Source organism: Pseudomonas linyingensis, from assembly GCF_900109175.1.
Taxonomy (GTDB): Bacteria; Pseudomonadota; Gammaproteobacteria; order Pseudomonadales; family Pseudomonadaceae; genus Geopseudomonas; species Geopseudomonas linyingensis.
This window is the reverse complement of record NZ_FNZE01000025.1, coordinates 21,329-44,194: the sequence shown is the minus strand read 5'-3', so window position 1 is coordinate 44,194 and position 22,866 is coordinate 21,329. Positions and strand designations below refer to the sequence as shown.

The window sequence follows — 22,866 nt, the reverse complement described above, 5'->3', positions numbered from 1 at the left end:
GGAGTCCCCGATGCCCGCCAACCTGTTCCAGCCGCTGCCCGATGCGCGCAGCGGCGAGTGCTTCGACGACCTGCTCGAGCGGCCCGGCTGCCGGATCGAGCGCATCGTCTCCCACGGCCAGGCCAGCCCGCCGGGCTTCTGGTACGACCAGGCCTGGGACGAATGGGTGCTGCTGCTCAGCGGCAGTGCCGTGCTGCGCCTGGAACCGCAGGCCGAAGCCGTCGCGCTGCAGCCCGGCGATCACCTGCTGATCCCGGCCGGCGTACGCCATCGCGTCGAAGCCACCGCAGCGGGACAACCGACGGTGTGGCTGGCGGTGCACTGCGGCGCAGCGGCCACGCCCGTGTGGCCGCGCGAATCGCCAGCCGCGCGACCCGAACAGCAAGGAAACCCTCTCCCGTGAACACGCTGGATGTCGTCTCGCCCCTGACCGCCTACCGGCAGGCCATCGACCAGCACGGCTTCGTCGCCGATGCAGCGCAATGGCAGGCCGTGCAGCAGCTGGAAGCCTGCCATCAGGCCCTGCATCGGCAGTTTGATCCGCTGTCGCCGCCGCGCGGGGTGTACCTGTGGGGGCCGGTCGGGCGCGGCAAGACCTGGCTGATGGACCGCTTCCACCACAGCCTGCGCATCCCGGCGCGACGCCAGCACTTCCACCATTTCATGCGCTGGGTGCACCGCCGCCTGTTCCAGCTCACCGGCACGCCCGACCCGCTGCAGGCGCTGGCCGGCGAGCTGGCGGCGGAAGTGCGCGTGCTGTGTTTTGACGAACTGTTCGTCAGCGACATCGGCGACGCCATGCTGCTCGGCCCGCTGCTGCAGGCGATCTTCGCCGCCGGGGTGACGGTGGTCGCCACCTCCAACCAGCCGCCCGAACAGCTGTATGCCGACGGCTTCAACCGCGAACGCTTGCTGCCGGCGATTGCCGCCATCCAGCGCCACATGCAGGCGCTCGCCGTCGACGGCGGCCAGGACCACCGCCTGCATCCCGGCGCGCAGCAGCCGCGCTACTGGGTCGCCGAGCCGGCCAGCAGCAGCGCCCTGCACACGCTATTCGACCGCCTGAGCGCGGGGCAGCCGCTATCCACGGCACCCATCGAACTGGGCCGGCGGCACATCGCCGCCGTGCAGCACAGCAGCACGGTAGTCTGGTGCCGCTACGCCGAGCTGTGCGAGCAACCGCTGTCGGCCTTCGACTTCATCGCCCTGTGCGACCGCTTCAGCGCCATCCTGCTCGGCGAGGTGCCGCGCCTCGGCGGCCAACAGCGCGCGGCGAAGATCGCCCGCGGCACCGAGGACGGCAGTCAACGGGTGGTCGCCGGCGACCGCCAGCTGCCGGCGCTCGCCGCCCACGACGACAGCGTGCGCCGCTTCATCGCCTTGGTCGACGAATGCTACGACCGCCGCGTGCCACTGTACCTGGAGGCCGCCGTGCCGCTGGAAGAGTTATACACAGAGGGTTATCTGGAGTTTCCGTTCCGCCGCACCCTGAGCCGGCTACGGGAGATGCAGCTGGCGCGATTCGGCGACAGCTGTGGATAACTACCCGACAACACCTCAGCTCACTTGCCCAACAGACGATCGGCCGCCGCAATGATCCGGCGCATCTGGCCCACCGTCCGTGCGGTCAGCGCCATGACGATATGCTGGCGCAGCTGGCCCTCGAGAATCTGCGAGTTGTAGACCCTGAGCGCAAACACCACGCTGGCCCGCAGCGACATATCCACAGCCCTGCCGTCCGGCAGGCTCAGCCCCGCCGCGTCGACCAGCACGCTGGCGGCGCAACCATCCGCCGGGCGGGAATCGTTCATGTTGTCCATAGCTGGCGCATTCTCCAAGAGTTACCCACATTGTCGGCAGCATGTAGCTCGCGCTTGAGCACGTTCGGCGCCCAGAAAAACGAAACCCCCGGCAGACGTTCATCCACCGGGGGTTTTGCTAGCCTCACCTGTGGATAACAATCTTATCCACTGTTTTTTCTGTCACACGTCCAGATTCGACACCGCCAGGGCGTTGGTCTCGATGAACTCCCTGCGGGGCTCCACCGCATCCCCCATCAGGGTGTTGAAGATCTGGTCGGCGGCGATGGCGTCCTCGATGGTCACCTTGAGCATGCGGCGCACCGCCGGGTCCATGGTGGTTTCCCACAGCTGCTCGGGGTTCATCTCACCAAGACCCTTGTAGCGCTGGATGCTGTGGCGCTTGGTGCTTTCGGTCATCAGCCAGTTGAGCGCTTCCTTGAAGGTCGCCACCGGCTTCTTGCGCTCGCCGCGCTGCACGTAGGCGCCTTCCTCGAGCAGACTGTTGAGCTGCATGCCGAGATCGGTGACGGTGCGGTAGTCGTTGCTGGCGAAGAAGTCGCGGTTGAAGGTGACGTAGCTGGACAGGCCGTGGGCGACCAGCTCGACTTCCGGCAGCCACAGGTGGCGTTCGCGATCCTCGTGCAGGCTGAGCCGGTAGCTCTGCCCGGACTTTTCCACCGCCTTGAGACGTTCGCCCAGGCCGGCCAGCCAGGTCTGCATGGCGGCATGGTCGGCGAGCTGCTCGACATCGACGCGCGGCAGGTAGACGAAGTGCTCGGTGATCTCCTGGGGATAAAGTCGCGACAGGCGGGCGAGGGTCTTCATCACCGTGCGGTAGTCGTTGACCAGGGTCTCCAGCGCGGTGCCGGACAGACCCGGGGCGCTCTCGTTGACGTGCAGGCTGGCGTCCTCGAGGGCCGACTGGGTCATGTATTCCTCCATGGCCTCGTCGTCCTTGATGTACTGCTCCTGCTTGCCCTTCTTGACCTTGTACAGCGGCGGCTGGGCGATGTAGATGTAGCCGCGTTCGACCAGCTCGGGCAGCTGGCGGAAGAAGAAGGTCAGCAGCAGGGTGCGGATGTGCGAACCGTCGACGTCGGCATCGGTCATGATGATGATGTTGTGGTAGCGCAGCTTGTCGATGTTGTACTCGTCGCGGCCGATGCCGCAGCCCAGCGCGGTGATCAGCGTGCCGACCTCCTGCGAGGAGATCATGCGGTCGAAGCGGGCGCGCTCGACGTTGAGGATCTTGCCCTTGAGCGGCAGGATCGCCTGGGTCTTGCGGTTGCGGCCCTGCTTGGCGGAGCCGCCCGCGGAGTCACCCTCCACGATGTACAGTTCGGAGAGGGCGGGGTCCTTCTCCTGGCAGTCGGCCAGCTTGCCGGGCAGCCCGGCGATGTCCAGCGCGCCCTTGCGGCGGGTCATCTCGCGCGCCTTGCGCGCAGCCTCGCGGGCGCGGGCGGCGTCGATCATCTTGCCGACCACGGCCTTGGCCTCGTTGGGGTTTTCCAGCAGAAAGTCGGCGAACTGCTTGCCCATCTCCTGCTCGACCGCGGTCTTCACCTCGCTGGAGACCAGCTTGTCCTTGGTCTGCGAGCTGAACTTGGGGTCCGGCACCTTGACCGAGATGATCGCGGTGAGGCCTTCGCGGGCGTCGTCACCGGTGGTCGCCACCTTGAACTTCTTGGCCAGGCCCTCGGCCTCGATGTAGTTGTTCAGGTTGCGGGTCAGCGCCGAGCGGAAGCCGGCCAGGTGGGTGCCGCCGTCGCGCTGCGGGATGTTGTTGGTGAAGCAGAGGATGTTCTCGTTGAAGCTGTCGTTCCACTGCAGCGCCACTTCCACGCCGACGCCGTCTTCCTCGCGCTGCACGTTGAAGTGGAACACCTGGTTGACCGGGGTCTTGTTGGTGTTCAGGTAGTCGACGAAGGCCTTGAGGCCGCCCTCGTAGCGGAATTCCTCTTCCTTGCCGCTGCGCTCGTCCTTGAGGACGATGCCCACCCCGGAGTTGAGGAACGACAGTTCGCGCAGGCGCTTGGCGAGGATGTCCCAGCTGAAGTGGATGTTGTGGAAGGTTTCGGCCGAGGGCTTGAAGTGGATCTGCGTGCCGGTGCTGTCGGTGTCGCCAACTGGCGCCAGCGGGGCCTGCGGCACGCCGTGCACGTAGGTCTGCTCCCAGACCTTGCCGCTGCGGCGCACGGTCAGCACCAGCAGTTCGGACAGCGCGTTGACCACCGACACGCCGACGCCGTGCAGGCCGCCGGAAACCTTGTAGCTGTTGTCGTCGAACTTACCGCCGGCGTGCAGCACGGTCATGATGACCTCGGCTGCGGAGACGCCTTCTTCCTTGTGGATATCCACCGGGATACCGCGACCGTTGTCGCGTACGGTGATCGACTCGTCGGTGTGGATGGTAATGCTGATGTCGTTGCAATGACCGGCCAGCGCCTCGTCGATGGAGTTATCCACAACTTCGAAGACCATGTGGTGCAGACCGGTACCGTCGTCGGTGTCACCGATGTACATGCCGGGGCGCTTGCGTACGGCGTCCAGACCTTTCAGCACCTTGATGCTGGAGGAGTCGTACGTGTTGTTCTCGCTCATGCCTTAACTCCCGAGTATTCAATACGGCCATGCTCCACGTGGAACATGGCGACCGGCGTATCCGTGCGCCAGCCGTCTTTGAGGGTTGCGCCATCGACGCCGGTGATGAATACCTGGCAGTCGAGGTCTTCCAGCAGGCGGCACAGTGCGTGCCGGTGCTGTTCGTCGAGTTCCGAGGGCAGGTCGTCCACCAGGTAGACGCACTGTCCGTGTTTGGCCTGGTTGACCAGGTGACCCTGGGCGATGCGCAGGGCGCAGACCACCAGCTTCTGCTGGCCGCGCGAGAGGATGTCGGCGGCGTTGTGGCTGCCGATGCGCAGGCGCAGGTCGGCGCGCTGGGGTCCGGCCTGGGTATGGCCGAGCTGCTGGTCGCGCAGCAGGCTGGCCGCCAGCACCTCGTCCAGGCTGCGTTCGCGGTCCCAGCCGCGGTAGTAGCTGAGGGTCAGTTCCGGCAGTTCGACCAGCTGCGCCAGGGTGCGTTCGAACACCGGCTTGAGCGCCTGGATGTAGGCGCGGCGGTACTCGTCGATCACCTCGCTGGCCAGGGCCAGTTCGCGGTCCCAGGCGGCCTGCGCAGCGGGGTCGATTCTACCATGGCGCAGCCACGAGTTCCGCTGCCGCAGGGCTGCCTGCAGGCGCTGCCAGGCAGCGAGAAAGCGTGGTTCCACGTGGAACACGCCCCAGTCGAGAAACTGTCGGCGGATCTTCGGGGCGCCTTCGAGCAGGCGGAAGCTGTCCGGGTTGATCAGCTGCAGCGGCAGCACCTCGGCCAGCTGCGCGGCGCTGCGCGCGTTCTGCCCGTCGATGCGGATCTGACAGTTGCCGTTGCGCTCGCGGGCGATGCCGAGACTGCTCTGCCGGCCGTCGGCCAGCTGCACCAGGCCGAACACCACCGCGCGCTCCTGGTCGTGCTGGATCACCGGGGTGAGGCGGGTGCTGCGAAACGAGCGGGCCAGGCCGAGCAGGTGGATGGCCTCCAGCACGCTGGTCTTGCCGCTGCCGTTGTCGCCATGCAGCAGGTTGATGCGCGGCGAAGGCGTCAGCTCCTGGGCCTGCAGGTTGCGGATGGCAGTGAGGTTCAGGCGGATCAGCGACATGGGCAGCCGCCATAACTGTGGATAAACGGGACTGACAGCTTGTGCACAGCGTTATCCACAGGTCTATCCAGCCACATGCTGCACAGCCCGGGGTGGGGCAGACCCTGTGGCGGGTACATCCACATCTTATCCACAGGATCCGCCCGGCAGGTCACAGACGCATCGGCATCACGACGTAGGACGAATCGTCGTTGTCGGCTTCCTGCAGCAGGGCGCTGCTGTTGGCGTCGGCGAGGGTGATGCGCACCTGGTCGGCGGTCATCACGCCGAGCACGTCGAGCAGGTAGCTGACGTTGAAGCCGACTTCCAGGGCATCGCCGAAGTAGTTGACCTGCACTTCTTCCTCGGCCTCTTCCTGCTCCGGGTTGTTGGCCTGGATCTTCAGCTGGCCGTTGCTCAGCTGCAGGCGGATGCCGCGGTACTTCTCGTTGGAGAGGATGGCGGTGCGGCTGAACGCCTCGCGCAGCGCCTGGCGGTCGCCGAGGACCAGCTTGTCGCCATTGCGCGGCAATACGCGCTGATAATCGGGGAACTTGCCGTCCACCAGCTTGGAGGTGAAGGTGAACTCGCCGGTGGTGGCGCGGATATGGTGCTGGCCGAGGACGATGCTGATCGCCTCATCCGGCGCCGTCAGCAGGCGCGCCAGCTCGAGGATGCCCTTGCGCGGCACGATGACCTGGTGCTTGTCGGCCGCTTCGATGCCGGCCTCCAGCGAGCACAACGCCAGGCGGTGGCCGTCGGTGGCGACGGCGCTGAGACGGCCGGCGTTGACCTCCAGCAGCAGGCCGTTGAGGTAGTAGCGCACGTCCTGCTGGGCCATGGCGAAGCTGGTGCGCTCGATCAGCCGGCGCAGCTTGCTCTGCGCCACGGCGAAGGTCAGCGAACCCTGGCTTTCCTCCACCGAGGGGAAGTCGTTGGCCGGCAGGGTGGACAGGCTGAAGCGGCTGCGCCCGGCCTTGATCAGCAGTTTCTGCTCGTCGACGCGGATGTCGACCAGCGCGTCGGACGGCAGGCTCTTGCAGATGTCCATCAGCTTGCGCGCCGGCACGGTGATCTCGCCGGCTTCGGCGGGCTCTTCCAGCTGCACGCGGCCGACCAGCTCGACCTCGAGGTCGGTGCCGGTCAGCGACAGCTGCTGGCCCTGCACCACCAGCAGCACGTTGGACAGCACCGGCAGGGTCTGCCGGCGTTCGACGACACCGGCGACCAGTTGCAGCGGCTTGAGCAGGGCTTCGCGTTGAATGGTGAAATGCATCTTCAGTCTCGGCTTCCGGGGCACGCCTGTCAGGTAGTCAGGGTGCGCAGCAGGTTCTTGTAGTCTTCACGAATGTCGGCGTCCTGCTCGCGAAGCTCGGCGATCTTGCGGCAGGCGTGCAGCACGGTGGTGTGGTCGCGACCGCCGAAGGCATCGCCGATTTCCGGCAGGCTGTGGTTGGTCAGCTCCTTGGACAGGGCCATCGCCACCTGGCGCGGACGGGCCACCGAGCGCGAGCGGCGCTTGGACAGCAGGTCGGAAATCTTGATCTTGTAGTACTCGGCCACGGTGCGCTGGATGTTGTCGATGCTGACCAGCTTGTCCTGCAGGGCGAGCAGATCCTTCAACGACTCGCGCACCAGCTCGATGCTGATCTCGCTGCCGGTGAAGTGGGCGTGGGCGATCACCCGTTTCAGCGAGCCTTCCAGTTCGCGCACGTTGGAGCGGATGCGCTGGGCGATGAAGAAGGCGGCGTCGTGGGGCAGGTCGACCTTGGCCTGCTCGGCCTTCTTCATCAGGATCGCCACGCGGGTTTCCAGTTCCGGCGGCTCGACGGCGACGGTCAGGCCCCAGCCGAAGCGCGACTTCAGGCGCTCCTCCAGGCCCTCGATCTCCTTCGGGTAGCGGTCGCTGGTGAGGATCACCTGCTGGCCGCCCTCGAGCAGGGCGTTGAAGGTGTGGAAGAACTCCTCCTGGGAACGCTCCTTGCGGGCAAAGAACTGGATGTCGTCGATCAGCAGGGCGTCCACCGAGCGGTAGAAGCGCTTGAAGTCGTTGATCGCGTTGAGCTGCAGGGCCTTGACCATGTCGGCGACGAAGCGCTCGGAATGCAGGTAGACCACCTTGGCATTCGGGTTCTTCTTCAACAGGTGGTTGCCCACCGCATGCATCAGGTGGGTCTTGCCGAGGCCGACGCCGCCATACAGGAACAGCGGGTTGTAGCCGTGCTTGGGGTTGTCGGCCACCTGCCAGGCGGCGGCGCGCGCCAGCTGGTTCGACTTGCCCTCGACGAAGTTCTCGAAGGTGAAGTTGCGGTTCAGGTAGCTGGTGTGTTTCAGGCCGCCCTCGACTTGCACGGTGCGCTCGGTACGCACCAGCGGCGCGCTCTGCACTTCGGTCACCGCCTTGGCCGCCGCCGATTCGGCGCTGGCCACCGCGCTGTCGGCCACCGTCGGTTCAAACATCGGCGCGGACGCCACCTGGGCCATCTGCGCCGAGGGGGCGGCAGGCGCCGGGCGCGGGGCAGCGGGACGCTTGCTGCCGATCAGCAGGGACAACGCCGGCGTCTGGCCGTTGCCGCGCTCGCCCATCAGTTCGAGCAGGCGACCGATGTATTTCTCGTTGACCCAGTCGAGCACGAAACGGTTGGGCGCGTACACGCGCAACTCGTCGCCGTGCGTCTCGACCTGCAGCGGACGGATCCAGGTGTTGAATTGCTGGGAAGGCAGCTCGTCGCGCAGAACCTCCACGCATTGCTGCCACAGTTCCACGGACACTCGGTTTCCCTCGCTAGGAAAGCGTCTTGATAGACAGGGCAAAGGACGCATTGTAGCGGCGCGTTGCAAAGTTATCCACATGCCCGAGCAGCTTCCAGCGCCTGACGGAGGGCAAATCCGACATTTTTTGCCGCCTCCCGCCACCCGACCGTCCAAGGCATGTGGATAACCGGGCCGCAAAGTGCCCCGCAACCCTCTGGACAAGCTGGTCGATAATCCGTCTGTGGATAAAAGCGCCTTTCATCCCCAGCTTTCCCCAAGGGCCCACACACCCGCAGCCCACCTTCTCGACAGCCTTTTGTTTTTGGCAAAGCCTTGTGGATAAAGGGCTCCATAGGGTTATCCACAGAAAATGGCCTGTGTATATATCATTACCAGAACTATCTTTTAAGAATTCTTCTTCGTTTATGTTGTTTGTGGACAGTTCGAAACCCGTGGCGAGCCGACCAGATCGCCCGCTCATCGCCAAGCGCTGGGCAAAGACAGCCCTGACGAGCAACGTCGACAAACCGAGCCGAACGCCGCCTGTGGATTACCGTAGCAACCTGCTGGTTGGAAATTGACCTATGGCGCCGCTTTCAATAGAATCGCCGGTCTCTTTAACTGCGGACCCCTGTCGGGTTCCTGTGATCACTAGGTAAATGACCCATGAAACGTACCTTTCAGCCCAGCAATCTGAAGCGCGCCCGCACCCACGGCTTCCGTGCGCGCATGGCAACCAAGAACGGTCGTGCAGTCCTGTCGCGTCGCCGCGCCAAGGGCCGCAAGCGTCTGACCACCGTCTGACTTGCCCGGGAAGGGTGGTGAGTCGGAGTTTCGGCCGGGACAAGCGTCTGCTCACGTCCCGACAATTCACGGCAGTCTTCGACTCCCCCACCGGCAAGGCTCCCGGCAAGTCCGTTCTACTGTTGGCCCGTGAAAACGGCCTCGATCATCCGCGCCTCGGCCTGGTGATCGGCAAGAAGAGCGTCAAGCTTGCCGTCGAGCGCAATCGCCTGAAGCGCCTCATCCGCGATTCCTTCCGTCTGCATCAGGAGATGCTCGCCGGTCTGGATATCGTGATGGTCGCGCGCAAGGGTCTCGGCGATCTGGACAATCCCGAGCTGCACCAGCAGTTCGTCAAGCTCTGGAAACGCCTGGCGCGCAACCGGCCTGGTCCGCAAGCCCGCCCCGAACAGCCCCTGGCCAACGGATCCCATGCGTAAACTGGCACTCGCACTGATCCAGTTCTATCGCTATGCCATCAGTCCCCTGATGGCCAGCCGCTGTCGCTTCTATCCCAGCTGTTCCTGCTACGCCCACGAAGCCATCAGCACGCATGGCTTTGCTCGTGGTGGCTGGCTGACCCTGCGTCGGCTGTCACGCTGCCACCCCTGGCATGCCGGTGGTTATGACCCGGTGCCAGCCTCCCGCACGTCCCGACCCTCATCGATGGCCGAATAAAATCATGGACATTCAACGCTCGATACTGATCGTCGCTCTGGCAATCGTGTCTTATCTGATGGTTCTGCAGTGGAACCAGGACTACGGACAACCGCAGATGCCGCCGCCGGCCGTGGCCGCCACTGCCGCTCCGGCACTGCCGACAACCGATGTCCAGGGCAATGCCGGCGTCAACGCCGATGTGCCCAGCGCCAGCAACCAGCAGATCGAACCGGCCAGCCAGGTTGCCGCCAGCAGCCGTGCGCTGATTCAGGTGGAAACCGATGTACTGAAGCTGGCCATCGATCCGCAGGGTGGCGACGTGGTGCAGCTGGCGCTGCCGGCCTACCCGCGTAGCTTGCAGAACAGCGACGTGCCTTTCGCGCTGTTCGACAACGGTACCGAGCGTACCTATATCGCCCAGAGCGGTCTGGTCGGCGACGGTCCGGATGCCCGTGCCAGCGGTCGTCCGCTGTACAGCGCGGCGCAGCAGCAGTACCGCCTGGTCGACGGCCAGGACGAGCTGGTGGTCGAGCTGAAGTTCAGCGAGGCCGGCGTCGACTACGTCAAGCGCTTCAGCTTCAAGCGTGGCGACTATGCCTTCGCGGTCAGCCATCGCATCGCCAACCACAGCGACAAGGCGTGGAGCGGCAACCTGTTCGCCCAGCTCAAGCGCGATGCCAGCGGCGACCCGTCGCAGACCAGCGCCACCGGCATGGCCACCTATCTAGGCGCCGCGCTGTGGACCGCCGACTCGCCGTACACCAAAGTCCCCATGAAGGACATGGACGACAAGAACCTGCGCGAAAGCGTGCAGGGCGGCTGGGTCGCCTGGCTGCAGCACTACTTCGTCACCGCCTGGGTGCCGAGCAAAGACGACACCAACCTGGTCACCACCCGCAAGGACAGCCAGGGCAACTACATCATCGGTTTCGTCGGCCCGCAGCTGAACGTGGCGCCCGGCGCCAGTGCTGAAACCAGCGCCACCCTGTACGCCGGTCCGAAATCCCAGGGCAAGCTCGAAGAGCTGTCACCGGGTCTCGAACTGACCGTCGACTACGGCTTCCTGTGGTTCATTGCCCAGCCGATCTTCTGGCTGCTGCAGGTTATCCACAGCATCGTCGGCAACTGGGGCTGGTCGATCATCTTCCTCACCGTGCTGATCAAGCTGGCGTTCTTCCCGCTGTCGGCGGCCAGCTACAAGTCCATGGCGCGCATGCGCGCAGTGGCGCCCAAGCTGCAGGCCCTCAAGGAGCAGTACGGCGACGACCGCCAGAAGATGTCCCAGGGCATGATGGAGCTGTACAAGAAGGAGAAGATCAATCCGCTGGGCGGCTGCCTGCCGATCCTGGTGCAGATGCCGGTGTTCCTCGCCCTGTACTGGACCCTGCTGGAAAGCGTGGAGATCCGCCAGGCGCCGTGGCTGGGCTGGATCGTCGACCTATCGATCAAGGATCCGTACTTCATCCTGCCGATCATCATGGGCGCCACCATGTTCTTCCAGCAGACCCTCAACCCGACCCCGCCGGATCCCATGCAGGCCCGGGTGATGAAGCTGATGCCGATCATCTTCACCTTCTTCTTCCTGTGGTTCCCGGCCGGTCTGGTGCTGTACTGGGTGGTCAACAACGTCCTCTCCATCGCTCAGCAGTGGTACATTACCCGGAAGATCGAGCGGGCCGCACAGGCCTGAATCAGTCGCTGAATGCAGACGCCCCCTCGTGGGGCGTCTTGCTATCCGCCATCCGGAGACCGCCATGCAACCCGTCCGTGACACCATTGCCGCCGTCGCCACCGCGCAGGGTCGCGGCGGGGTCGGCATCGTCCGCGTTTCCGGTCCGCGCGCGCGGGCCATCGCCATCAGCCTCAGCGGCCGCGAGCCCGAGCCGCGCCACGCCTACTACTGCGAGTTCTTCGCTGACGACGGCGAGGTGATCGACCAGGGCCTGCTGCTGTTCTTCCGCGGCCCCAACTCGTTCACTGGCGAGGACGTCCTCGAGCTGCAGGGCCACGGCGGCCCGGTAGTGCTCGATGTGCTGCTGCGCCGCTGTCTGGAACTGGGCGCGCGCCTGGCGCACCCCGGCGAGTTCAGCGAGCGCGCCTTCCTCAACGACAAGCTCGACCTGGCCCAGGCCGAGGCCATCGCCGACCTGATCGAGGCCAGCAGCGAACAGGCGGCGCGCAATGCCGTGCGCTCGCTGCAGGGCGAGTTCTCGCGCAAGGTGCAGCGCCTGTCCGACAAGCTGATCGAGCTGCGCATGTACGTCGAGGCGGCCATCGACTTCCCCGAGGAGGAGATCGACTTTCTCGCCGACGGCCACGTGCTCGGCCAGCTCGACGGCGTGCGCGCCGAGCTGCTGGCGGTGCAGCGCGAGGCGGGGCAGGGCGCCCTGTTGCGCGACGGCATGACCGTGGTGATCGCCGGGCGGCCGAATGCCGGGAAGTCCAGCCTGCTCAACGCCCTGGCCGGGCGCGAGGCGGCGATCGTCACCGAGATCGCCGGCACCACCCGCGACGTGCTGCGCGAACATATCCACATCGACGGCATGCCGCTGCACGTGGTCGACACCGCCGGCCTGCGCGCTACCGAGGACCAGGTCGAGCGCATCGGCGTGGAACGCGCGCTCAAGGCCATCGGCGAGGCCGACCGGGTGCTGCTGGTGGTCGACGCCACCGCGCCGGAGGCCGTCGATCCGTTCGCCCTGTGGCCGGAGTTCCTCGACCAGCGCCCCGACCCGGCGAAGGTCACCCTGATCCGCAACAAGGCCGACCTGTCCGGCGAAGCGGTGCGTCTGCAGACCTGCGCCGACGGCCACGTCACCCTCAGTCTGTCGGCGCGCCACGGCGCCGGCCTCGAGCTGCTGCGCGAGCACCTCAAGGCCTGCATGGGCTTCGAGCAGACCACCGAAAGCAGCTTCAGCGCCCGCCGCCGCCACCTCGACGCCCTGCGTCAGGCCGCCGCCTGCCTCGACCACGGCCGCCAGCAGCTGACCCTGCTCGGCGCCGGCGAACTGCTCGCCGAGGACCTGCGCATGGCCCACCAGGCGCTCGGCGAGATCACCGGCGCCTTCACCCCCGACGACCTGCTCGGGCGGATCTTCTCCAGCTTCTGCATCGGCAAGTAAGTCCTCCTCCCGGCCCGCCGACGAACGTCGGCGAGCAGTCTTTTCCTGCATTGTGCTGCCAGCACCGGTCTTGCCATCGGCGCTGCGCCAGCGTGCGCCGGTTTTTTGCCTTCCCTGCAGCCGTCAGGGCTTGTCCACAGAATAAATCCGTGCGGATAAGCTCTGTGGACAACTCATCACAAGCTCCGTAGACAAGACGGCGCGCCAGCTGTGGATAAGCGCGCCTGTGGATAAGTCACTTGTCCACACACAGGCTCAGGCTGCTTGTCCAGAGCCCTCAGAGCTGCCTGTATACAGCCTTATTCAGTGCATAACTGCTTGATTTTAAATGGCTATATGAAACTATCCACAGATTCTGTGCACACCTATAACAAGCTCTAAAACAAGCCTTTAAAAAATCCTTCTCTCTATTTTCTTGTTGATCACTCGTTCCGTGCAGCCTCTCGACCGACTGGCTATTTTTTGTCCACACAGCTTCATTCACCCCGGATAAGCCTCTATACTGCGCGGCTCTCTGAATTCCCTTCCTGAACAGGCACGAGGTGCGTGGTGGATTTCCCTTCCCGTTTTGATGTGATCGTCATCGGTGGCGGCCATGCCGGTACCGAAGCGGCACTGGCAGCAGCACGCATGGGGGTGAAAACCCTGCTGCTTACCCACAACGTGGAAACCCTCGGCCACATGAGCTGCAATCCGGCCATCGGCGGGATCGGCAAGAGCCATCTGGTCAAGGAAATCGATGCGCTTGGCGGCGCCATGGCCGAAGCCACCGACAAGAGCGGCATCCAGTTCCGCATCCTCAACAGCCGCAAGGGCCCGGCGGTACGGGCGACCCGGGCGCAGACCGACCGCGCGCTGTACAAGGCCGAAGTACGTCGCATCCTGGAAAACCAGCCGAATCTGTGGATATTCCAGCAGTCCGCCGACGACCTGATCGTCGAGGGCGAACAGGTGCGCGGCGTGGTCACCCAGATGGGCCTGAAATTCCATGCCGACAACGTAGTGCTGACTGCCGGCACCTTCCTCGGCGGACTTATCCACATCGGCCTGCAGAACTACTCCGGCGGTCGCGCCGGCGATCCTCCGTCGCTGGCCCTGGCCAGACGCCTGCGCGAGCTGCCGCTGCACGTCGGCCGTCTGAAGACCGGCACTCCGCCGCGCATCGACGGCCGCTCGGTGGATTTCTCGCGGATGACCGAGCAGGCTGGGGATAACCCGGTGCCGGTGATGTCGTTCCTCGGATCGCGCGAGCAGCATCCGACCCAGGTCAGCTGCTGGATCACCCACACCAACGCGCGCACCCACGAGATCATCGCCGGCAACCTGGACCGCTCGCCGATGTATTCGGGGGTGATCGAGGGCATCGGCCCGCGCTACTGCCCGTCGATCGAGGACAAGATCCACCGCTTCGCCGACAAGGACAGCCACCAGGTGTTCATCGAGCCGGAAGGCCTGAGCACCCACGAGCTGTATCCCAACGGCATCTCCACCTCGCTGCCGTTCGACGTGCAGCTCGAGATCGTCCGCTCGATCCGCGGCATGGAGAACGCCCACATCGTGCGCCCCGGCTACGCCATCGAGTACGACTTCTTCGATCCGCGCGACCTGAAATACAGCCTGGAAACCAAGGTGATCGGCGGGCTGTTCTTCGCCGGACAGATCAACGGCACCACCGGCTACGAGGAGGCCGGCGCCCAGGGTCTGCTCGCCGGCGCCAACGCCGCGCTGCGATCCCAAGGCCGCGAGGCCTGGTGCCCGCGCCGCGACGAGGCGTACATCGGCGTGCTGGTCGACGACCTGATCACCCTCGGCACCCAGGAGCCGTACCGCATGTTCACCTCGCGCGCCGAGTACCGGCTGATCCTTCGCGAGGACAACGCCGACCTGCGCCTGACCGAGAAGGGCCGCGAACTGGGCCTGGTCGACGACCGCCGCTGGGCGGCGTTCTGCGCCAAGCGCGAGGGCATCGAACGCGAGGAACAGCGCCTGAAGAGCACCTGGGTGCGCCCGGGTACCGCACAGGGCGAGGCCATCGTCGCGCGCTTCGGCACCCCGCTGACCCACGAGTACAACCTGCACAACCTGCTGGCGCGTCCGGAGATCGACTACGCCGGTCTGGCCGAAATCACCGGCGCGGCTGTGGATAACCCGCAGGTGGCCGAGCAGGTGGAAATCCGCATCAAGTACGCCGGCTACATCGACCGCCAGCAGGAGGAGATCGAGCGCCTGCGCGGCAGCGAGAACACCGCGCTGCCTGACGACCTCGACTACGCGGGGATTTCCGGGCTGTCCAAGGAAATCCAGGGCAAGCTCGGCGCCGCCCGTCCGCAGACCCTCGGCCAGGCTTCGCGGATTCCCGGGGTCACCCCGGCCGCCGTGTCGCTGCTGCTGATTCACCTGAAGAAACGCGGCGCCGGCCGCCAGCTGGAGCAGAACCTCTGATGTCCGCCGTGACCCCGGCGCACGCCGCCGAACTGGCGCGCGGCGCCGCCCAGCTCGGTGTCGAGCTGAACGACCACCAGCAGCAACAGCTGCTGGCCTACCTGGCCCTGCTGATCAAGTGGAACCAGGCCTACAACCTCACCGCGGTGCGCAATCCCGACGAGATGGTGTCTCGGCATCTGCTCGACAGCCTGAGCCTGGTGCCGTTCGTCCGCGCGGCCGGCGACAACTGGCTGGACGTCGGCAGCGGCGGCGGCATGCCCGGCATCCCGCTGGCCATCCTGTTCCCCGAGCGGCGCTTCACCACCCTGGACTCCAACGGCAAGAAGACCCGCTTCCAGACCCAGGTCAAGCTGGAACTCAAGCTGGCCAACCTCGAAGTTGTCCACAGCCGTGTGGAAAACTTCCAGCCGGCGCAGCCGTTTGCCGGCATAGTGTCGCGGGCGTTCAGCTCGCTGGCGGATTTCGCCCACTGGACCGGTCATCTGGGCGACGCCGAGACCTGCTGGCTGGCGATGAAGGGCCAATATCCACACGAGGAACTCGCCGCGCTGCCGGCGGATTTCCGCGTCGAAGCCGAACACGTGCTGCAGGTGCCCGGTTGCCAGGGCCAGCGCCATCTGCTGATACTGCGCCGCAGCGCCTGAAGGGAGACTGCCGAGCATGGCTAAAGTATTTGCGATCGCCAATCAGAAGGGCGGGGTGGGCAAGACCACCAGTTGCGTCAACCTCGCCGCCTCGCTGGTGGCCACCCAGCGCCGCGTGCTGCTGATCGACCTCGATCCGCAGGGCAACGCCACCACCGGCAGCGGCGTGGACAAGCTCAACCTCGAGCATTCGGTCTACGACGTGCTGGTCGGCAACTGCGATCTGGCCCAGGCCATGCAGACCTCCGAGCACGGCGGCTACCAGCTGCTGCCGGCCAACCGCGACCTCACCGCCGCCGAGGTCACCCTGCTCGATCTGCCCAACAAGGAGCAGCGCCTGCGCCAGGCGCTGGTGCCGATCCGCGACAACTACGATTTCATCCTGATCGACTGCCCGCCGGCGCTGTCGATGTTGACCATCAACGCGCTGGTCGCCGCCGACGGAGTGATCATCCCCATGCAGTGCGAGTACTACGCGCTGGAGGGGCTGTCCGACCTGGTCAACAGCATCCAGCGCATCGGCCAGCTGCTCAATCCGAGCCTGCGCATCGAGGGCATCCTGCGCACGATGTACGACGCGCGCATCGGCCTGACCAACGAGGTCACCGCGCAGCTGCAGGCGCACTTCGGCGAGACCCTCTACGAAACCACCATTCCGCGCAACGTGCGCCTGGCCGAGGCGCCCAGCCACGGCATGCCGGCGCTGGTCTACGACAAGGCCTCGCGCGGGGCCAGGGCCTACCTGGAACTGGCCAAGGAACTGGTCACCCGTCAGCGCCGCGTCAAGCGCGCCGTCACCGCTTGAGGAGTAGCACATGGCTGTGAAGAAACGCGGTCTCGGCCGCGGCCTGGACGCCCTGCTCGGCGGTACCAGCGTCAGCGCCCTGCAGGAGCAGGCGGTCAAGGTCGATCGCCAGGAGCTGCAGCAGCTGCCCCTGGACCTGCTTCAGCGCGGCAAGTACCAGCCGCGCCGCGACATGAATCCGCAGGCACTGGAGGAGCTGGCGCAGTCGATTCGCCGCCAGGGCCTGATGCAGCCGATCGTGGTGCGCCCGATCGATGGCGAGCGTTACGAGATCATCGCCGGCGAACGACGCTGGCGGGCCAGCCAGCTGGCCGGCCTGGAGCGCATCCCGGCGCTGGTGCGCGAGGTCAGCGACGAGGCGGCGATCGCCATGGCGCTGATCGAGAACATCCAGCGCGAGGACCTCAATCCGATCGAGGAGGCCGCCGCCCTGCAGCGCCTGCAGCAGGATTTCCAGCTGACCCAGCAGCAGGTCGCCGACGCGGTGGGCAAATCGCGTGTGACCGTTGCCAACCTGCTGCGTCTCATTGCCCTGCCGGATGAAGTAAAGACCCTGCTCGCCCATGGCGATCTGGAGATGGGCCATGCCCGTGCACTGCTCGGCTTGCCGGCTGCGCAGCAGGTGGAAGGGGCGCGACATGTTGTCGCGCGTGGGCTGACCGTTCGTCAGACCGAGGCGCTGGTGCGCCAGTGGCTGAGCGGCAAGCCCGAGACGCCGGCGGCCAAGGCCGATCCGGACATCGCCCGCCTCGAACAGCGCCTGGCCGAGCGGCTGGGCGCGGCGGTGCAGATCCGCCACGGCGACAAGGGCAAGGGCCAACTGGTGATCCGCTACAGTTCGCTGGACGAGTTGCAGGGTGTGCTGGCGCATATCCGCTGACATATGCGGACATGTAGCGAATGGTTTTTTTTGACTACCTGACAGTTGAACGGGGGAATTTACCCCCCTATACTCCCGGCGCAATTTTTGCCGGCACAGAGTCTGCACTGCAGACGGTCCAGCAACACGGAAGCGGGGCAACGCGGTGAAAATTCGCAACAAGACCCCCCTGCATCGCCTGGCGGTGTTTCCGTTGCTGCTGACCCAACTGGCGGTCGCTCTGCTGGCTGCTACAGTCGGCTGGCTGTGGAAGGGTCCGCTTGCCGGATACTCCACGCTGCTCGGCGGCATGATTGTGCTGGTGCCGAACCTGTACTTCACGTACAAAGCGTTTCGCTACTTCGGAGCGCGTTCGGTCAACGCCATCGTCCAGTCCTTCTGGTCGGGCGAGATGGGCAAACTGATTCTGACGGCAGCGTTGTTTGCGCTGGTGTTTGCAGGAGTGGAGCGGTTGAACGTGGCGGCGCTGTTTGTCGGCTACGGACTGGTGCTAGGCACCTCCGCCTGTTCCCTCCTGCTGGTGAAAGGCTTTCCAAAGCATTAGAGCATTGAGGCGTTTATGGCTAACACACCGGCTGAATACATTCAGCACCACCTGCAGAACCTGGTCTTTGGCTCCCATCCGGTAAACGGCTGGAGCTTTGCCCAGAACCACGAACAAGTTAAGGAAATGGGCTTCTGGGCCATCCATGTGGATACCCTGGGCTGGTCGGTCTTCATGGGCCTGATCTTCCTGTTCCTGTTCAGCCGCGTCGCCAAGCATGCCAACGCCGGTGTCCCCTCCGGTCTGCAGAACCTGGTGGAAATGGTCATCGAGTTCGTCGAAGGCGTCGTCAAGGACACCTTCCACGGCCGCAACCCGGTGGTAGCCCCGCTGGCGCTGACCATCTTCGTCTGGGTGTTCCTGATGAACAGCCTGAAGTGGATCCCGGTCGACTACATCCCGGGCCTGGCCCACCTGATGGGCGTGCCCTACTTCAAGATCGTGCCGACCGCTGATCCGAACGGCACCTTCGGCCTGTCGCTCGGCGTGTTCATCCTGATCCTGTTCTACAGCGTCAAGGTCAAGGGTCTCGGCGGCTTCACCAAGGAGCTGGCGTTCACCCCGTTCAACCACTGGTCGCTGGTCCCGTTCAACCTGTTCCTCGAGATCCTCGGCCTGCTGACCAAGCCGCTGAGTCTTGCCCTGCGTCTGTTCGGCAATATGTATGCCGGTGAGGTGGTGTTCATCCTCATCGCCCTGCTGCCGTTCTTCGTGCAGCCGGTACTGAATGTGCCGTGGGCGATCTTCCACATCCTGGTGATCCCGCTGCAGGCCTTCATCTTCATGGTGCTGACAGTGGTGTATCTGAGCGCCGCCCACGAAGACCACCACTGACCAGTGGCCCCAACCCTAGTCTTAACCACTAAACGTAACCTTTAGAAAACCTCAGGAGCTGTTATGGAACTCGTTATCATCGCTGCCGCCATCATGATCGGTCTGGGTGCCCTGGGCACCGGCATCGGCTTCGCCCTGCTGGGCGGCAAGCTGCTGGAATCCACCGCGCGTCAACCGGAGCTGGGTGCCCAGCTGCAAACCAAGACATTCCTGATGGCCGGTCTGCTCGACGCCGTACCGATGATCGGCGTTGGTATCGCGATGTACCTGATCTTCGTTGTTGCCCCTGGCATGGCTGGCTGATTGACCGGTTCCGGTACCTGGCAGGGTTCGCCCTGCCAGATCAATCGTCATCCCCCGGGACTCAACGGAATAGCACGAGGTAAATCGCTGTGAACATTAACTTGACGCTGTTCGGTCAAACGATTTCCTTCGCTATTTTCGTCTGGTTCACCATGAAGTTTGTGTGGCCGCCGATCACCGCTGCCATGCAAGCCCGCCAGAAGAAAATTGCCGAAGGTCTGGATGCCGCCGGCCGTGCCCAGCGCGACCTGCAACTGGCCCAGGAAAAAGCTGCCCAGACGCTCCGTGAAACCAAGGAGCAAGCTGCCGAGATTCTCGACAAGGCGAGCAAGACCGCCAACGCGATCGTCGAGGAATCCAAGCAGCAGGCCCGTAGCGAAGGCGAGCGTCTGCTTGTCGCCGCCAAGGCCGAAATCGAGGTTGAAGTGAATCGCGCCAAGGATCAACTGCGCGCCCAGGTTGCGGCTCTTGCCGTCGCTGGTGCCGAGAAGATCCTGGAGTCCTCCGTGGACGCCAAGGCACACAACGATCTGGTCGCAAAACTGGCCTCCCAACTCTAAGCGAGGCGAGCGATGGCAACTATCAATACGCTTGCTCGGCCTTATGCGAAAGCCGCTTTCGAGTTCGCTTCCGCCGCCAAACAAACCGATGCCTGGTCGAACATGTTGGCTCTGAGCGCCGCCTTCGTGGAGTCTCCCGAAGTCATCGCCCAGCTGCATAACCCGGCCCTGACCCACGACCGCAAGGCCGGGGTTCTGGTTCAGCTGTGCGCTGAAAGCATCGACGAGTCGTTCCGCAACTTCGTGGCGGCCCTGGGTGAAAACGATCGCCTGGAGCTGCTGCCGACCGTGCGCGACCAGTTCGAGCTGCTGAAGGCGGAAGCCGAGCGTTCGATCGAGGTCGAGGTCGAAACGGCTCACGAACTGAGCGCCGAACAACTCCAAACTCTGGCTGCCGCCTTGTCGAAGCGGCTAGATCGTACCGTCCAGCCTACCCCGATCGTCAATCCCGCCCTTATCGGCGGTTTGATCATTCGTGCGGGTGACCTGGTTATCGACGGTTCGGTCCGCGGCAAACTGAACCAGTTGGCCGAAGCGTTGAAATCCTGATTTGAGGGGCATGGCATGCAGCAACTGAATCCTTCCGAAATTAGCGAAATCATCAAGCAGCGTATCGCCAAGCTTGATGTGACCGCGCAGGCCCGTAACGAAGGCACCGTCGTCAGCGTATCTGACGGCATCGTGCGCATCTTCGGTCTGGCCGATGTAATGTACGGCGAAATGATCGAGTTCCCGGGCGGCGTCTACGGTATGGCGCTGAACCTGGAGCAGGACTCCGTTGGCGCCGTGGTTCTGGGCAGCTACCAGAGCCTGAACGAAGGCATGAGCGCCAAGTGCACCGGCCGCATCCTCGAGGTTCCGGTTGGTCCGGAACTGCTGGGTCGCGTGGTCGATGCCCTGGGCAACCCGATCGACGGCAAAGGCCCGATCGATGCCAAGGAAACCGATGCGGTCGAGAAAGTCGCTCCGGGCGTGATCTGGCGTAAGTCGGTCGACCAGCCGGTACAGACCGGCTACAAGTCGGTCGATGCGATGATCCCGGTAGGCCGTGGCCAGCGCGAGCTGATCATCGGCGACCGTCAGATCGGCAAGACCGCGATGGCCATCGACGCCATCATCAACCAGAAGAACAGCGGCATCCGCTGCGTGTACGTGGCTATCGGTCAGAAGCAGTCGACCATCGCCAACGTGGTGCGCAAGCTGGAAGAGCACGGCGCCCTGGCCAACACCATCGTGGTGGCTGCGTCGGCTTCCGAATCCGCTGCCCTGCAGTACCTGGCGCCGTACTCCGGTTGCACCATGGGCGAATACTTCCGCGACCGCGGCGAAGACGCCCTGATCGTGTACGACGACCTGTCCAAGCAGGCCGTGGCCTACCGCCAGATCTCCCTGCTGCTGCGCCGTCCGCCGGGCCGCGAAGCCTACCCGGGCGACGTGTTCTATCTCCACAGCCGTCTGCTGGAGCGCGCTTCCCGCGTTTCCGAAGAGTATGTCGAGAAGTTCACCAACGGTGCCGTGACTGGCAAGACCGGTTCGCTGACCGCTCTGCCGATCATCGAAACCCAGGCTGGCGACGTTTCCGCGTTCGTTCCGACCAACGTGATCTCGATCACCGACGGTCAGATCTTCCTGGAATCGGCGATGTTCAACTCGGGTCTGCGTCCGGCCGTCAACGCCGGTATCTCGGTATCCCGTGTGGGTGGTGCCGCCCAGACCAAGATCATCAAGAAGCTGTCCGGTGGTATCCGTACCGCGCTGGCCCAGTACCGTGAACTGGCGGCCTTCGCCCAGTTCGCCTCGGATCTGGATGACGCGACCCGCAAGCAGCTCGACCATGGTCAGCGCGTTACCGAGCTGATGAAGCAGAAGCAGTTCGCGCCGATGTCCATCGCCGACATGTCGGTGTCCCTGTACGCCGCCGAGCGTGGCTTCCTGGCCGACGTCGACGTGAAGAAAGTTGGCGCCTTCGAGCAGGGCCTGATCGCCTTCTTCAACCGCGAGTTCGCCGACCTGATGGCGAAGATCAACGTGAAGGGCGACTTCAACGACGAAATCGACGCAGGCCTCAAGGCCGGCATCGAGAAGTTCAAGGCCACTCAGAGCTGGTAAGCCGCAGCGGGAGCCGCAAGGCTCCCGCCTGCTAACCCGAAAGGTGTCACATGGCAGGCGCAAAAGAGATTCGCAGCAAGATTGCGAGCATCAAGAGCACGCAGAAGATCACCAACGCCATGGAAAAAGTGGCGGTCAGCAAGATGCGCAGGGCTCAGCAGCGCATGGCCGCCGGCCGTCCGTACGCGGTGCGTATCCGTGAGGTGATCGGTCACCTGGCCAAGGCCAACCCGGAATACCGCCATGCCTTCATGGTGGAGCGTCCGGTCAAGCGTGTCGGCTACATCCTGGTATCCAGTGACCGTGGTCTCTGTGGTGGCCTGAACATCAACCTGTTCAAGGCCCTGATCAAAAACATGAAGGACTGGTCCGATGCGGGCGTTGAGGCAGAGTTCTGCGTCATCGGCAGCAAGGGCGCCAGCTTCTTCCGCAGCTACGGCGGCAACGTGGTTGCTGCGGTCAGCCACCTGGGTGATGCGCCGTCGGTCAATGACTTGATCGGCAGCGTCAAGGTCATGCTGGATCGGTTCAACGAAGGTCAGCTGGATCGCCTGTACCTGGCGTCCAACAAGTTCGTGAACACCATGACCCAGAAGCCGGCGGTTGAACAATTGCTCCCCCTGGCTCCCGCTACCGATGCCGACGACGGCGCGAAGCAGGGCCTGTGGGATTACCTGTACGAACCCGACGCCCAGCAACTGCTGGATGCCCTGCTGGTTCGCTATGTCGAATCGCAGGTGTATCAGTCCGTGATCGAGAACAACGCCTGTGAGCAGGCGGCGCGGATGATCGCCATGAAGAATGCCACCGACAACGCCGGTCAGCTGATCAAGGATCTGCAGCTGATCTACAACAAGGCGCGTCAGGCTGCGATCACGCAAGAGATCTCGGAAATCGTCGGCGGCGCTGCCGCGGTTTAACAGGTTCAAATATTCAGAGGAACC

At 64.4% G+C, this 22,866-nt stretch carries 23 protein-coding genes; 18 read left to right on the top strand and 5 right to left on the bottom strand.

The genetic code is table 11. From position 1 onward, the window contains the following. Window positions 1-10: 10 nt before the first annotated feature. Window positions 11-403, top strand: a complete 393-nt coding sequence (locus BMZ19_RS20950) for a cupin domain-containing protein (RefSeq protein ID WP_090313526.1) — start codon at window positions 11-13, stop codon at window positions 401-403. 5 nt (window positions 404-408) lie between these two features. Beyond that, on the top strand, window positions 409-1,542 hold the full coding sequence (gene zapE, locus BMZ19_RS20945) for a cell division protein ZapE (RefSeq protein ID WP_090313544.1): 1,134 nt from the start codon (window positions 409-411) through the stop codon (window positions 1,540-1,542). 20 nt (window positions 1,543-1,562) lie between these two features. Here the strand turns inward: zapE and BMZ19_RS20940 are convergent, their stop codons facing one another. From BMZ19_RS20940 to dnaA, 5 genes are all read right to left on the bottom strand, one after another. Beyond that, window positions 1,563-1,820 (bottom strand): hypothetical protein, encoded by a 258-nt coding sequence (locus BMZ19_RS20940; RefSeq protein ID WP_090313524.1) that lies wholly within the window; start codon window positions 1,818-1,820, stop codon window positions 1,563-1,565. Window positions 1,821-1,982: 162 nt separating this feature from the next. After that, on the bottom strand, window positions 1,983-4,403 hold the full coding sequence (gene gyrB, locus BMZ19_RS20935) for a DNA topoisomerase (ATP-hydrolyzing) subunit B (RefSeq protein ID WP_090313523.1): 2,421 nt from the start codon (window positions 4,401-4,403) through the stop codon (window positions 1,983-1,985). Then, window positions 4,400-5,500, bottom strand: a complete 1,101-nt coding sequence (recF, locus tag BMZ19_RS20930; protein ID WP_090313521.1) for a DNA replication/repair protein RecF — start codon at window positions 5,498-5,500, stop codon at window positions 4,400-4,402. The genes gyrB and recF overlap by 4 nt, the downstream gene beginning before the upstream one ends. 151 nt (window positions 5,501-5,651) lie before the next feature. Then, on the bottom strand, window positions 5,652-6,755 hold the full coding sequence (dnaN, locus tag BMZ19_RS20925; protein WP_090313519.1) for a DNA polymerase III subunit beta: 1,104 nt from the start codon (window positions 6,753-6,755) through the stop codon (window positions 5,652-5,654). 29 nt (window positions 6,756-6,784) lie between these two features. After that, window positions 6,785-8,251, bottom strand: a complete 1,467-nt coding sequence (gene dnaA, locus BMZ19_RS20920) for a chromosomal replication initiator protein DnaA (protein WP_090313517.1) — start codon at window positions 8,249-8,251, stop codon at window positions 6,785-6,787. A gap of 648 nt (window positions 8,252-8,899) precedes the next feature. Between dnaA and rpmH the strand changes: the two genes are divergently transcribed. The 16 genes from rpmH to atpG all read left to right on the top strand — a co-directional run bounded on the left by rpmH (window position 8,900) and on the right by atpG (window position 22,842). Further along, the gene (gene rpmH / locus BMZ19_RS20910) at window positions 8,900-9,037 is read left to right on the top strand and encodes a 50S ribosomal protein L34 (RefSeq protein WP_090313513.1); all 138 of its coding nucleotides are present in this window, start codon (window positions 8,900-8,902) and stop codon (window positions 9,035-9,037) included. 14 nt (window positions 9,038-9,051) lie between these two features. Beyond that, window positions 9,052-9,456, top strand: a complete 405-nt coding sequence (gene rnpA, locus BMZ19_RS20905; RefSeq protein ID WP_090313510.1) for a ribonuclease P protein component — start codon at window positions 9,052-9,054, stop codon at window positions 9,454-9,456. Beyond that, window positions 9,449-9,694, top strand: a complete 246-nt coding sequence (yidD, locus tag BMZ19_RS20900; protein ID WP_090313508.1) for a membrane protein insertion efficiency factor YidD — start codon at window positions 9,449-9,451, stop codon at window positions 9,692-9,694. The genes rnpA and yidD overlap by 8 nt, the downstream gene beginning before the upstream one ends. 4 nt (window positions 9,695-9,698) lie before the next feature. Further along, a complete protein-coding gene (yidC, locus tag BMZ19_RS20895) occupies window positions 9,699-11,366 on the top strand; it encodes a membrane protein insertase YidC (protein WP_090313506.1) in 1,668 nt (555 codons plus the stop codon). Window positions 11,367-11,430: 64 nt separating this feature from the next. Further along, window positions 11,431-12,798, top strand: a complete 1,368-nt coding sequence (mnmE, locus tag BMZ19_RS20890) for a tRNA uridine-5-carboxymethylaminomethyl(34) synthesis GTPase MnmE (protein WP_090313504.1) — start codon at window positions 11,431-11,433, stop codon at window positions 12,796-12,798. 549 nt (window positions 12,799-13,347) lie between these two features. Continuing rightward, on the top strand, window positions 13,348-15,240 hold the full coding sequence (gene mnmG, locus BMZ19_RS20885; protein ID WP_090313502.1) for a tRNA uridine-5-carboxymethylaminomethyl(34) synthesis enzyme MnmG: 1,893 nt from the start codon (window positions 13,348-13,350) through the stop codon (window positions 15,238-15,240). Further along, window positions 15,240-15,887, top strand: a complete 648-nt coding sequence (gene rsmG, locus BMZ19_RS20880; protein ID WP_090313500.1) for a 16S rRNA (guanine(527)-N(7))-methyltransferase RsmG — start codon at window positions 15,240-15,242, stop codon at window positions 15,885-15,887. Before mnmG ends, rsmG begins: the two co-directional genes overlap by 1 nt. A gap of 16 nt (window positions 15,888-15,903) precedes the next feature. Next, a complete protein-coding gene (locus BMZ19_RS20875) occupies window positions 15,904-16,692 on the top strand; it encodes a ParA family protein (protein WP_090313498.1) in 789 nt (262 codons plus the stop codon). Between the two features lie 10 nt (window positions 16,693-16,702). After that, window positions 16,703-17,572, top strand: coding sequence for a ParB/RepB/Spo0J family partition protein (locus BMZ19_RS20870; protein WP_090313496.1), 870 nt, complete (start codon window positions 16,703-16,705; stop codon window positions 17,570-17,572). Window positions 17,573-17,717: 145 nt separating this feature from the next. Continuing rightward, on the top strand, window positions 17,718-18,116 hold the full coding sequence (locus BMZ19_RS20865) for a F0F1 ATP synthase subunit I (RefSeq protein WP_090313494.1): 399 nt from the start codon (window positions 17,718-17,720) through the stop codon (window positions 18,114-18,116). 15 nt (window positions 18,117-18,131) lie between these two features. Continuing rightward, a complete protein-coding gene (gene atpB, locus BMZ19_RS20860) occupies window positions 18,132-18,950 on the top strand; it encodes a F0F1 ATP synthase subunit A (protein ID WP_090313492.1) in 819 nt (272 codons plus the stop codon). A 63-nt stretch (window positions 18,951-19,013) separates the two neighbouring features. Then, a complete protein-coding gene (gene atpE / locus BMZ19_RS20855; RefSeq protein WP_090313490.1) occupies window positions 19,014-19,253 on the top strand; it encodes a F0F1 ATP synthase subunit C in 240 nt (79 codons plus the stop codon). Between the two features lie 89 nt (window positions 19,254-19,342). After that, on the top strand, window positions 19,343-19,813 hold the full coding sequence (locus BMZ19_RS20850) for a F0F1 ATP synthase subunit B (protein ID WP_090313488.1): 471 nt from the start codon (window positions 19,343-19,345) through the stop codon (window positions 19,811-19,813). A 12-nt stretch (window positions 19,814-19,825) separates the two neighbouring features. Continuing rightward, window positions 19,826-20,362, top strand: coding sequence for a F0F1 ATP synthase subunit delta (locus BMZ19_RS20845; RefSeq protein ID WP_090313486.1), 537 nt, complete (start codon window positions 19,826-19,828; stop codon window positions 20,360-20,362). Between the two features lie 15 nt (window positions 20,363-20,377). Beyond that, window positions 20,378-21,922, top strand: coding sequence for a F0F1 ATP synthase subunit alpha (atpA, locus tag BMZ19_RS20840; protein WP_090313484.1), 1,545 nt, complete (start codon window positions 20,378-20,380; stop codon window positions 21,920-21,922). Window positions 21,923-21,972: 50 nt separating this feature from the next. Continuing rightward, entirely contained in the window at window positions 21,973-22,842 is an 870-nt protein-coding gene (gene atpG / locus BMZ19_RS20835; RefSeq protein WP_090313482.1) for a F0F1 ATP synthase subunit gamma, read from the top strand. The last annotated feature ends 24 nt before the right edge of the window (window positions 22,843-22,866 follow it).